The organism is Legionella quinlivanii (genome assembly GCF_900461555.1).
In the GTDB taxonomy this organism is placed as follows: domain Bacteria; phylum Pseudomonadota; class Gammaproteobacteria; order Legionellales; family Legionellaceae; genus Legionella_C; species Legionella_C quinlivanii.
In genome coordinates this window covers 2,038,670-2,052,167 of the sequence record NZ_UGOX01000001.1, presented here as the reverse complement: position 1 = coordinate 2,052,167, position 13,498 = coordinate 2,038,670, and the positions used below count along the sequence as shown (strand labels likewise).

Sequence of the window (13,498 nt, the reverse complement as noted above, 5' to 3'; positions counted from 1 at the left end):
TCTTACTAAGGATTACAATACCTCTCCAGTTTGATTTTTTCCTCAACCGAGAGCTCAAGCCCAAGTTTGGTTCTTCGCCATAAAATATCATCGGCGCAGCTCGCCCATTCCTGATTTATTAAATAATCCACTTCTTTGGTATAAAGACCATGACCAATTTCCGATCCGAGGTCATTCATTTTTTTACAATCAGCAAGAATAAGCTCGGTTCTGGTTCCATAAGTCCGCAGATATCGGCAGAGAATATGCGGGTCAATCCAATGGTATATTTCTTTTGCATGGAATTGATATTCATTAAAGGACATGGATTCAAGTTTCGCACCCGGGAGGGCTGCTTTTGAACTGCCTGATGCTTGCAAACCCGGAAAAACGGGCTTTAGCTGATCAATCGTTTCAGTCGCTAACTGGCGATAGGTGGTAATTTTACCGCCGTAAATAGAGACCACAGGCGCTGGAGACTGATTCATATGAAAAAGATAGTCCCGGCTTAATGCCTGAGGGCTTTCTCCCAGCTTGAATAAGAGAGGGCGAACCCCGCTCCAGGTATTAATAATGTCTCCGTGTGTCAGGTGATGCTTAAAATATCCGCGCACCAGTTTGAACAGGTAGTTTATTTCAATGGGGGAAATGGCAACGTGATCCAGATCGCCAGAAAACGGCACATCGGTGGTGCCTATCATGGTATGACCATAATAGGGGATTACAAAAACGATGCGGTTATCCGTATTTTGTAAAAGATAGGCGTGATCACCTTCATAGAGCTTGGGAACAACAAAATGACTGCCCTGGACCATGGATATTTTATATTCGGATTTAATCCCAAGAAGGGTATTCAGCGATTCTACCCAGGGACCTGCGGCATTGATTACCGCTTTTGCCATGATGGTTTCAATCGCTTGATTTTTATTACGTATGCGAAGCGTCCATTGATTCTCATGGGCTTCGGCAGCGATTAACTCCGTTTGAGGTAAAATATGTGCACCATGTTCTCTGGCCAGCAATGCATTGACCAGAGTTAAACGGGAATCATCCGTCGTACAGTCGGAAAATAAAAAACCCTTGTTAAATTCCGGATTGAGCGCGCTGAAATAATTCGGATTTTTGTTACGCTTGATTAAACGGCTTTTGGGTAATTTATTTTTACGACTAAGATTGTCATACAAAAAAAGACCAGTACGCAACAGCCAGGTCGGACGCATGGATTGCAGATAGGGGAGAACAAAGGTGGTTGGATAGACAAGATGTGGAGCAAGACTGATTAACAGTTGTCTTTCGTCCAGTGCCTTTTTTACCAGAGAGAAATCGTAATATTCGAGGTAGCGCAGGCCCCCGTGAATTAACTTACTGCTGTTTGAGGAGGTTTTTGAGGCAATATCATCTTTTTCCAGCAAGACTACGGAAAGCCCGCGCAATGCCGCATCCGCTGCGATACCACAGCCATTAATCCCTCCGCCAATCACCGCAACATCATATCCTTCAACCATGTATTTTGCTCTCCGTAAAAAGCGTATAGAATTATTTCCAGGGATAATACGAAAGAAAACAGGGCATGAAATACTTACTTGCAATTGATCAGGGAACAAGCAGTACCAGAGCCATGCTTTATGAAAGTAATGGCAGGCTTATCACTTCCAGTCAATACCCTCTCACTCAATATTATCCTGAACCGGGGTGGGTTGAACATTGTCCTGAAGAAATTTGGTCTAAAACCTTGGCCGCTTTAAAAGATGTTGTTAGCGGTGTTGAGTTAAAGTCGATTGCCGCCTGCGGCATCACTAATCAGCGGGAAACTGTTTTACTGTGGAATAAAAAGACTGGTGAATGCCTGTACCGGGCTATCGTCTGGCAGGACAGAAGAACCCAGGATTTTTGCGATAGTCTGCATAATGAGAAAGAACTGATTCAGGCAAAAACCGGGCTGTTGCCTGATCCCTATTTTTCCGCCAGTAAAATACAGTGGCTAATTAAAAATATTCCTGAAGCTGCGAGGCTCGCACATTCAGGTGAGCTGGCAATTGGTACAATTGACAGTTTTTTAATCTGGCGTTTAACGAGAGGTAAGGCGCATGTCACCGATATTACCAATGCCTCAAGAACTTTATTATTCAATATTCATGAAAGACAATGGGATAGGGAATTGCTCGATCTCTTCCATGTCAATTCGCAGTTACTTCCTGAAGTACTTGCCTCTGATGCCTTTTTTGGAACAATTGATGAGTCATTGCCGGGGGCCGGGATTCCAATTACAGGAGTGGCCGGTGATCAGCAGGCAGCATTAATCGGCCAACGTTGCTTTAGTAAAGGAATGATTAAAGCCACCTATGGTACAGGCGGTTTTCTGATGATGAATACAGGTCAAGAACCGGTGTCCTTCGCCAGTCATTTGCTAACTACGATTGCCTACCAGATTAAGGGCCAAACTGCTTATGCACTCGAAGGCAGTCTCTATCACGCCGGCACCACAATTAAGTGGCTTAGAGATGAAATGAAACTTATTCAAACGGCTGCTGAAACTGAGCAGTTGGCTGAATCACTAAAGGATAATGCAGGCGTATATCTTGTGCCATCGTTTACTGGACTCGGAGCTCCGTACTGGCTTTCAACTCCTGGTGCCATTATTGTTGGGCTGTCACGTAAGAGTAACCGTGCTCATATTGCCCGAGCAGCACTGGAAAGCGTAGCTTATCTCACGCGTGAGGTAATAAGCTGCATGCAAGATGCCGTTAAAACCGACTTGAGTGTTTTACGAGTGGATGGAGGAATGGCTGCCAATCACTGGTTTCTTCAGTTTCTTGCTAATCAGTGTCAGATGATTGTACAAAAGCCGCTTGATATTGAGTCCACTGCGCAAGGTGCTGCCATGCTGGCTGCTTTGGGATGTGGTCTGTATTCAGAGCCGGACGATCTGGAGAGTAGTTGGCAATGTGCTAAAAAATTCAAACCGGATGAGGACTACCAACAGAGAGAGCTTGATTTTACCGGCTGGAAAAAAGCGGTGGCTTTGCTGCTGTAAAGCTCTCCCGCAAGGGCGCTTTGCTGGGTATCCAGGCAATGCGTCTGATTGGCAAAAGCATTTTAAACCCACTAGCATTTTTATGGATACCCCGCATAAAGCGGGGTACGTAGGTTCTTATAGCATTGAAATAGAAATAATGAGGACTGCCTTGTTTGTTCAAAAAATGAACTATAATTAATTATCAAATCTTTCCTGGAAGGATGTTGTTATATGGCTGTCGCTGTTAACTCCGGGATCTTTAGTCAACTGGCTTTAAATACACAGTTTGAGCTTTCACAAGTTACTAGGATTCTTCCTCTCTTTCTTTCAAATACCTTAGTAGTTTCAATTAATAATAGTTTTTTTTCAGTGCAGCGTCCTGTCTATCCGCCAGCTGATGTGGCTGAACGAGATGAGGGGGTTAAGCAGGCAGATCTTGATCTTTTTAATTATCTGCTTAATTTTCTGCCTCCATCTTATCTCATTGTCGAACCCGATAATCTTGATGGAAACACTTTCGTTTCATTCAATCCCTATTATTCTCTGGGATATGTGGATGCGGGATACGATACACTGGGTATTAGTCAGTCTATCATTAATACACTATTGGATAACTGGTTCTTTCTTAGCAGGCGTTTAACCTTACTCAATTCTGACGCAGATGAAAATAATAGTGAAAGCAGTAATGAATCAAGAGAATCAAACGCTTCAGTCAATGTTTCTCTTTTTGAATCAGGACTTCAGAATGGGCATGCCCCCGGTGCGGCAACCGCCTATTCCGGAAACCTGTCTCTGTTAAATCCCGAGAACAGCCCAGTTGCCTTAGCAGCAGGCTCTGGAGTTTTACCTTTCACTTCAAACGATATTCCGATTAACTATATTATCGAAAACTCTCAACTGATTGCTCAGGCTGGTGGTGAAACGATATTTATCCTGCAGATTCTACCAAATAATCAGTTCAGTTTTCAGTTAAATAACAATCTTGATCATCCCTTGCCTGGTGCGGATCAGATCGTTATTGATTTAAGCGAATTTATACAGATAGGCAATATTAATTTACCTCCCGGAACTTTTATTATCCGGATCAATGATGACATTCCGCTAGCCGTGGCTGGAAGCAATCAACAGTCACTTCTGCATGAGGATGCTTTGCCAGGGGCCAATATCGATACTCCCAATCCATTATCTGAAATTAGTGGCGCATTGTCCGCACTTGTTTCTTTTGGTGCGGATGGTCAGGCCGGCTTTCATTTTATTTCAGAACCTGCCATAAGCACTGTTCTTGAGAGTTTTGGACTGAGTTCAGGCGGACAGCCATTGGATTATCAGGTTGCAGACAATCGATTGCAGGGGCTGGATCCAGATGGGAATGAAGTGTTTACCTTAATAGTAAACACAGATGGCAGCTACCAGTTTATTCTGCAACAATCATTGGATCATCTGGGTTCTAATGCATCGACTATTCTATTCCCTTGGGTTTTCTAATCGAAGCAACGGATGGCGATGGAGACAGCATTACCTTAAATAATCAGTTCATAATTCTTATTGCTGACGATACTCCCTTCGTAGTCCTGTCCACTGACATTCCTGAGCCTATCCAGTTTAGCGATAGCGTTTTGAACGTCACATTAAGCACTTCCCTGGCCGACAGTTTTATTGGTCAGGGAGGTGCCGATGGCCTGTCATCCCTTGAGTATCAACTTCAACTTAATAATACTGTAAGCGGCCTGACTGATAGTTTAACCGGGCTGCCGATAATTCTTAGCGTAAACTCTGCTGGTGAGATAGTGGGTTATGCCGGAGGCAACCTGGTATTGGTCTTTACTATCCATGCCAATGCAGATCTTTCATTTACTCAACTTAGGCCTATTGTTCATCCTGATAACTCTCTTCCCAATGATGTGATAAATTTTCCCCCAGGAATAGTAGCTGTCGTGGCTATAGGCACCGATGGCGATGGGGACCAAAGCAGCAGCTTTTTAGATATCGCTTCGCTGATCTCCATTCAGGATGCCGGCCCAAGTTTATTAGTAACTGATCCAGGCGCTGATGTCTTAAGTGTGAATGAAGCGAATCTGGCGGTAAATAGCTCGATTGGCTTGAATACGGTATTTAGCAGCAATGTGGGTCCTGACGGCGGCAGTGTTGATTATCAGTTTGAATTGGCTAGCAATGACTCGGGTTTAATCGATAGCCTAAGCGGTTTGCCGGTGTTACTGAGCATCAATGCTCAGGGCAATGTCGAAGGACGAGCCGGCGGGCTTTTGGTGTTTACCTTAAGCGTGGATGCCAATGCGATTGTACTGGATTTAGATCGAGGTGTGATTCATCCAGCCGGTGATGGCACGAACTCGCTGTTGTTTGCTGAAGACCTGATTAGCCTGGCGGCCACAGTCACCGATGGCGATGGGGATACGGTCAGTGAAAGCCTTGATGTGGGGGCTTTGATTCAGGTGATAGACGGAGTGCCTTCGTTAACGGTGGATGGGGATTTCGCCGGCACCCTGAGCGTCAATGAAAATAGCTTAAATACAACCGTCAGTACGTCGTTGGCGCTGGCCTTTGAATCCTCAATTGGCGCGGACGGCAGTCTGCCGATTAGCTATGCCTTAGAGTTTAATAATGCCGATCCCGACAGCGGCCTGATTGATACCTTAAGTCAGGAAGCCGTGATATTAAGCTTCAATGGCACTGTCGTGGAAGGCCGCACGCAGTTGAGCGATGAACTGGTTTTTACGATTAGTATAGATGCCAGCGGGATGCTGAGCTTTACCCAGCTGCGCTCCATTATTCATCCAGACAGTAACAATCCAGCGGATGATCTGGTCTTTCCAGCCAATGTAATCGAGGTAGCGGCCACCCTCCTCGATGGCGATAATGATCAGGCGATTGCCACGATTGATTTATCCACCGTGGTATCCATCCAGGATGCAGGTCCGAGTTTATCCGTGACTGCTCCTGATGTAGGTGATTTGAGAGTGGATGAAGCGAGTCTGGGAGTCAACAGTTCGATTCCCTTGAATACGGTATTTAGCAGCAATACAGGTCCAGACGGCGGCAGCGTTGATTATCAGTTTCAACTGGCCAGCAATGACTCTGGTTTAATCGATAGCCTAAGCGGCTTGCCGGTGCTGCTGAGCATCAATGCCCAAGGCAATGTCGAAGGACGAGCCGGCGGGCTTTTAGTGTTTACCTTAAGCGTGGATGCCAATGCGATTGTACTGGATTTAGACCGCGGTGTGATTCATCCCGCCGGTGATGGCACGAATTCCCTGTTGTTTGCTGAAGACCTGATTAGCCTGGCGGCTACAGTCACCGATGGCGATGGGGATATGGTCAGTGAAAGCCTTGATGTGGGGGCTTTGATTCAGGTGATAGACGGAGTGCCTTCGTTAACGGTGGATGGGGATTTCGCCGGCACCCTGAGCGTCAATGAAAATAGCTTAAATACAACCGTCAGTACATCGTTGGCGCTGGCCTTTGAATCCGCGATTGGCGCGGACGGCAGTCTGCCGATTAGCTATGCCTTAGAGTTTAATAATGCCGATCCCGACAGCGGCCTTATTGATACCTTAAGTCAGGAAGCCGTGATATTAAGCTTCAATGGCACTGTCGTGGAAGGCCGCACGCAGTTGAGCGATGAACTGGTTTTTAGTGTCAGCATAGACAGCAGCGGAGAACTTTCGTTCACCCAGTTTCGTTCCGTAGTACATGGCGATGGCGGCGGCACTAATTCAATTAATCTCGACAACAATATTCTATGGGTTATCGCCAGCTTAAGCGATCTTGATGGGGACAACAGCAGCGCGCAGCTGGATTTAAGCTCAGTGCTCTTTATTATTGACGATGTGCCGCAGCTAACCGTGGATGCCGGACAAATTGGCAGCATTTTAGTCATGGAAACTGGGTTGGGCATTTCGGACAGGGTCTCGCTTACCGCTGCGTTTATTCCTGATTTTGGAGAGGATGCCGGCTCATTGGCCTATAGTTTATCCATTATCAATACTCAGTCCGGCTTGACTGACAGCTTAAGCGGCGCTGCTGTGCTGTTAACGGACAATAATGGCGTCATTGAAGGCCGCGCCAATGGCGAGCTGGTTTTTACCATCAGCATTGATGCCAGCGGGGAACTCCTCTTTACCCAGCTTCGCGCTATTATTCATCCGGACAGCAACGATCCCGCAGATACTCTGGTCTTCCCGGCCAGTGTCGTGGAAGTGGTCGCCACCGTCCTTGATGGCGATAATGATCAGACGGTTCAGAGCATTGACTTATCGGCCATAGTGTCCATCCAGGATGCAGGTCCGAGTGTATCAGTGACCGATCCTGGCGTGGGTGCTTTGACCGTGGATGAAGGGGCTCTGGGAGTCAACAGCTCGATTGCCTTGAATACGGTATTTAGCAGCAATGTGGGTCCTGACGGCGGCAGTGTTGATTATCAATTTGAATTGGCCAGCAATGACTCCGGTTTAATCGATAGCCTAAGCGGTTTGCCGGTGCTGCTGAGCATCAATGCTCAGGGCAATGTCGAAGGACGAGCCGGCGGGCTTTTGGTGTTTACCTTAAGCGTGGATGCCAATGCGATTGTACTGGATTTAGACCGCGGCGTGATTCATCCCGCCGGCAATGGCACGAACTCGCTGTTGTTTGCTGAAGACCTGATTAGCCTGGCGGCCACAGTCACCGATGGCGATGGGGATACGATCAGTGAGAGCCTTGATGTGGGGGCTTTGATTCAGGTGATAGACGGAGTGCCTTCGTTAACGGTGGATGGGGATTTCGCCGATACCCTGAGCGTCAATGAAAATAGCTTAAATACAACCGTCAGTACGTCGTTGGCGCTGGCCTTTGAATCCGCGATTGGCGCGGACGGCAGTCTGCCGATTGATTACGCCTTGCAGATTCACAATGCCGACAGCGGCCTGGTTGATACCCTAAGTCAGGAAGCGGTGATGTTAAGCTTCAATGGTAGCGTGGTCGAAGGCCGCACGCAATCAGGTGATGAGCTGGTCTTTAGTATCAGCATAGACAGCAGCGGGGAGCTTTCGTTCACTCAGTTTCGTTCTGTTGTGCATGGCGATGGCAACGGCACAAACTCGATTAATCTCGATACCAATATTTTAAGCGTAACCGCCAATTTAACGGATCGGGATGGGGACAGCAGCAGCGCGCAGCTGGATGTAAGCTCAGTGCTCTTCATCATTGACGATGTACCGCAACTAAACGTGGATCCTGGACAAATTCCCTTATTGACAGTTAATGAAGCTCAGTTAGGCATAACAGGCACTACTTCTGTCGCGGCAGCTTTCGGCGCTGATTTGGGAGCGGATGAAGGCAATCTTAATTATGCGTTGCAGATTAGTGGCGGCGATAATACCGACTCAGGACTAATCGACAGTTTAACAGGTGCCTCTATTCTGCTGACTAATAATAATGGCAGTATTGAAGGCCGTGCGAATGGTCAGTTAGTATTTACTGTGAGTGTTGACGCTGGAGGGCAGATCAGTTTTACCCAATATCGCTCGGTAATCCATGCTGATGCAGCAGGAGCTAATGCTTTAAATCTGGCTGTGAATAGTATTTTTGTCATCGCAACGGCACTGGATGGGGATAATGATCAAGTGGGCGGTCAGATTTCATTGGGTGAGCATCTTCAGATAACCGATGCTATTCCCTTGCTAAGCGGCGCTTCATTGAGTGAAACTGTACATGAAGATGTTCTGCCCGCTGGTAACAGTGAAGGGGGACAGACCTTATCGGTCAGCGGTTCGCTGGCCGCACTGGCAAGTGTTGGCAATGACAGTGGGCAATGGATTTTTGATACTAATTATGAATCTATTTTAAGCGCTAATAATTTCACAGCGAACGGTGCCAGTTTAAGTTATTCCCTGAACGGTAATATTCTGACAGCCAGCGCTGCGGGTGTGGATATCTTTACTTTTGAATTGAATAGCGGCGGTATAGCAGGCAATTTTATTTTCAATCTTTTAGCTGCCATCGATCATCCTCTTGCGAACGGCAGCGATCTTGAACAAATATTGGTTAATCTGGGCTCAGTGATTAATCTTATCGACAATGATAATGATCTGGTTAATCTGGGTAGTCAGTTTGTTATCGCCATTCAGGATGATGTGCCTATTGTGACCTCCAGCACTGAAAATGCCAGTGTGTATGAAAGCAATTTAAGCTTAGGCCCTGTTGCCGTCTTGGGCAGCCTTGATGCCCTGGTAGCTTTTGGCGGTGATGAGCAGGGATTCTTTTTATTCCGTCCACAAGCCGAACTGACTAACTTGCCGGCAGTGACCGTCAATGGCGAGGCGGTTAGCTATGAAGTAAATGGCAATACCTTGTCGGCACTGGTGAATGGCTCGCCTGTCTTTACACTTGAACTGGAAGCGGATGGCGATTATACCTTTACTCTTATCACAGCAATTGATCATGCTGCCAATGAGGAGTGGCTCGCTCTCGATTTCAGTACGGCTATTCGCGCCGTAGACCGAGATGGCGATCCGATCAATCTTGGTACCGCGCAGTTTGTAGTCAATGTGGCTGATAATGCGGTCTTCAATCCCAATGCCGGAGATACCATGTATCTGACAACCACATTGGGTGGTGTAGTGCCTATGGAAGGTTTTTATGGCTTGTCCGCATTGGATCCAATAGAGGGCGACTTGCCGGCATTGATTGCGGCATTAATCGGCCCCGGGGGGATTCTGGCGGGAGGAACTACCGAAGATGCCCTGGCTCTGATTCTCGAGCAGGAAGGGGTGTTCTTCAATGAAGACATCTTAAAATTAACAGCTGATGGTTATGAGATGGCGTTTAATGGCAGCGAAAATTTCAATTTTGAAACCAGCTTATTGAATCAGCTCTCGCTTTTAGGATTCAGTATTGATGGGTTGCATGTGGTTGGAAACCAAATCTTATTTTCTACTGCAACGGGAGGAAATTTACCGGGAATTGGCAGTTTTGAAAATCAGGATATTGTTCTGGCGACCCAGGGCAGCGACGGGCGTTATTCCTTTGAATTGTTTTTAGATGGCAGTGCTCAGGGGCTTCAGGACGGTCTTTTAAATGACGGAATTTTCCAGAATCTGCTCGTTGATTTTAATATGGATGATTTTTCCTTTACCTCAAGCGATAACAGTTTTAATAACGGTACGTTATATTTTACATTAAGTAATCTGGTTGACGTTGATCTGGCCTATGCCTTACAGACATTGGATGTTTGGGGTGGAATTACTGCGAATGGCACCGAGGTTTTATCGATCAATCGCGTCAATGGCTCCTGGGATATTGGTTCGCTGGATATTTTTTTCAGCGGAGAGGATATTGGACTGACGGATGAATTGCTTGGCAATGCACTACAGGCATTGAACAATGTGGATTTAGCGGGTTTAGTCGCTGCCTTACTGGATCCGGACACTCGTTTAATTGAAATCGATGGTCTTGAGGTGAAGGGGGATACCTTGTATTTTTCTTTGGCTCCCATTCTGAATGTTGACCTGCTCTTTGGCTCCCTGGGTGAACTCTTATCCAATCCATTTGATCCGCTCTCCGCATTAACCTTCCGGGGTGAGGATATTTATTCTGTGACCAGAAATCCAGTCACTAATCAGTGGGATGTTAATACACTTAAATTATTCTTTGACGGCAGCGAACACGGACTGGCCTCTAACGATGGCTTACTGGGCGGCTTGCTGGATAATTTGCCGGAAAATCTGAATTCCTTTTCCTTAACTGAAGGTACGGAAGTTCATGATACGATTCTTTTTTCTACTGAAGGGGGCGGAAATGAGCGTCAGGTCAGCGGCTATGATAATCAAACCTTGATTGAATATAACAATGGGCAATTTCATGAATCATTTGATTTAGCTGCAATTACGAATGGAAGTTTAAGCAATCGAAATATCAGTTCCGTCCATATTCTTGATAATGGTTCAGTATTATTTACTCTCTCAACTGCTTCAACTTTACCTGGGAATGTGTTGGCTGGCACCAATGATGTAATCGAATGGAATGGCAACAATTTCAGTTTGTATTTTGATGGTTCCAGTCATGGCCTTGACGATAGCCAAAGCATAAATTCTCTATATGTGTTTCCTGATAATCACATGAACGCCGGACAGATGGTTTTCTCACTCGCTGCGGATAGCAATCTTCCGGGTGTAGGGGATTTTGCCAATGAAGACCTGATTTTATTCAACCCTGTAACTAACACCTATTCCCTGTTATTTGATGGCTCAACCGCAGGAATTAATGACCTGAGCCTCAATGTCGAAGTGACCACTGATTTATCAGCCAGTGTCGGATTGCAGGTTGATTTATTGTTTAATCCCTTATTAACTGAACTGGACGGTCTGGTAGATGATGCATTGGGAGCGATTGAAACTAATCTGAATACTCTGGATGGTTTATTGCAACAATTACAAACGGTTCTAAACTCCAATCCGATTGCCATTTTACTGAATTTAGTCGGCGATTTATTGACTGGATTGGACAATTTACTGGGAACCGGGCTGAATAGTTTACTCGATGGTTTGGCAACGGCGACTGGTATTGATAATCTGATCGGCGAGCTAACTGATTTGATTGACGAATTAACACCGACTCCTTTAAGTTTGCTTCTCAATCAAACACTGGTCAACTCGATAACATCATTATCAACGACCATTATTGGCCAACTGGATGCTTTGGATGCCAATTATTTGTCCACTTTAAATAATGCGATCGATACTGTGGATCAGGGAATTCTTGCTTTGACCTCAACGCTTGAAGATGCTGTATCCGCAGGTGCTCAGCTGGAAGTTAAAATACTGGACGTATCAGTAAATGGTCTGCATATCAAAGAAAACGGCGATTATCTCTTAAGTTTCTCTCAGGATTTGCGAGCAGACATTATCCTGAATCTCGATACCAGTTTTCTGGCAGGCTTAGCGAGCTTAAATCTTGCAGTGAATACCGATACATTAATCACTGAACTCAATGATATCCTTGATCCAATTGTCGCTCCTTTGCTAGGTGCTTTGAATTTAACGGATGTATTAAGTCCTGATCTAAGTTTGACCGGGATGAATATTTATCAATTGCATCAGGATCAGACCAGCGGCACCTGGCAGTTCAGTCTTTATTTTGATGGGGTCGATCACGGGCTTGATAATGGAGGATTAGGCGATACCGTACTGGATTATGTCACGGCAATTGACTCCAATCTGACCGTGCTGGATCTACAGGATTTGGGCGTATTGCATTTAAGTTCAAATGAAAATCTTGATGCCATTTATGTGAATGAGCAACATGGAGGCGCGGTTATTAATGGCAGCGATATAGGTGATTTACTGGTTGGTGATGCTGAAAATAATACCTTTAATGGCGGGATGGGAAATGATTTGATGATAGGAGGCAAGGGCGCCGATAATTTTCATTTTGATGCGGCATCTTTGACCGCACAATCTCCACAACAGGATGTGATTGCCGATTTTAAACCTGCAGAAGGCGATGTGCTCACGCTGGATCAGATATTTAATAATTATAATGCCTCCAATCCATCCAGTCTGAGTAACTATATCAATATCTCTGTTATTAACAGCGACAACATAGGAGGAGTGAATGACAGCTTGTTGAGTTTATCGGCGGATCCTAATGGAGCAGTGGTTCAGACGATTACCCTGCTAAACTATGTTCCTGCTGGTGCGACTTCCGTTGAAATGTTGCAGAATTTATTAAATCAAGGCAGTTTAGTGGTCAATGCCTGACCTCGGCCAGACCAGGTGTATTCATCAATTTGAGTACCATATCTTTTCCAATGGCTTCGAGCATGAAGATGAATAATCCAGGTTGACGTTCCTGTAATCGCTTGAGCGTTTCATATTCCCAGTAGATAAATTTCACCGGCTCTTTTACGATGACATCCGCAGTGGCGAGTTGATTATTAAAAAAACTCATTTCTCCCAGAAAATGATAAGGCTTCAGTTCAATGATGTGTTTATCGCGATATACCAAGGCTTTTCCTTCAGTCAATAAAAGGACACGTGATACGGGTTGATCCCTACTCATCAATGCTGCCGTGCGGGCTTCCCCCTCCTTGCTGAGTTTAATTAACTTCACAAACTCGGAGGTTACCATGTGAGTAAACAACTGATCTTTAATTGCTTGTAGCGGTGGATCGAGCTGGGCAGGTAATTTTTGTTTGAAAATTAATAAGATTTGGAAAATATTAACCACAAGATAAATAACTGACCACCAATAGATCTCGGGCAGATTGTGGTTCATTCCATAAAAAATATAAAGCAGACTAACGAAACAGGCTACTATTCTTAGATGAAGCATATCACGTAATAAATAGGAAACGAGTAGTAACAGTTCTGCAATATGGTAAGTCAAATCCATTGCCGGCCTCCAATGAAAGTATCTCTCATGTTAAGCATCCTTTCAGTCAGCATTCATCTTAAACTGAATTGGCTGTACGCGCGAATTTATTTCTGATGCTGTGGTCAAAATAAG

5 protein-coding genes are annotated in these 13,498 nt (G+C 45.4%); 3 read left to right on the top strand and 2 right to left on the bottom strand.

Going from position 1 to position 13,498, the window contains the following annotated elements; translation table 11 throughout:
• Positions 1–5: 5 nt before the first annotated feature.
• Positions 6–1,484, bottom strand: a complete 1,479-nt coding sequence (glpD, locus tag DYH61_RS08805) for a glycerol-3-phosphate dehydrogenase (protein WP_058508162.1) — start codon at positions 1,482–1,484, stop codon at positions 6–8.
• A gap of 65 nt (positions 1,485–1,549) precedes the next feature.
• Here glpD and glpK point away from each other — a divergent pair, with 65 nt between their 5' ends.
• The 3 genes from glpK (at position 1,550) to DYH61_RS08790 (ending at position 12,750) form a co-directional block, all read left to right on the top strand.
• Positions 1,550–3,013 (top strand): glycerol kinase GlpK, encoded by a 1,464-nt coding sequence (glpK, locus tag DYH61_RS08800; protein WP_058508163.1) that lies wholly within the window; start codon positions 1,550–1,552, stop codon positions 3,011–3,013.
• A 213-nt stretch (positions 3,014–3,226) separates the two neighbouring features.
• Positions 3,227–4,480: a hypothetical protein gene (locus DYH61_RS08795; RefSeq protein WP_058508164.1), complete on the top strand. Its 1,254-nt coding sequence runs from the start codon at positions 3,227–3,229 to the stop codon at positions 4,478–4,480.
• Positions 4,468–12,750, top strand: a complete 8,283-nt coding sequence (locus DYH61_RS08790; protein WP_115343309.1) for a DUF5801 repeats-in-toxin domain-containing protein — start codon at positions 4,468–4,470, stop codon at positions 12,748–12,750. Before DYH61_RS08795 ends, DYH61_RS08790 begins: the two co-directional genes overlap by 13 nt.
• On the opposite strand, the gene DYH61_RS08785 is transcribed toward DYH61_RS08790, so the two are convergent.
• Positions 12,740–13,384 carry a cyclic nucleotide-binding domain-containing protein gene (locus tag DYH61_RS08785; protein WP_058507380.1) on the bottom strand — a complete coding sequence of 215 codons (645 nt, stop codon included), beginning with the start codon at positions 13,382–13,384 and terminating at the stop codon, positions 12,740–12,742. The genes DYH61_RS08790 and DYH61_RS08785 overlap by 11 nt on opposite strands.
• Positions 13,385–13,498: the final 114 nt, after the last annotated feature.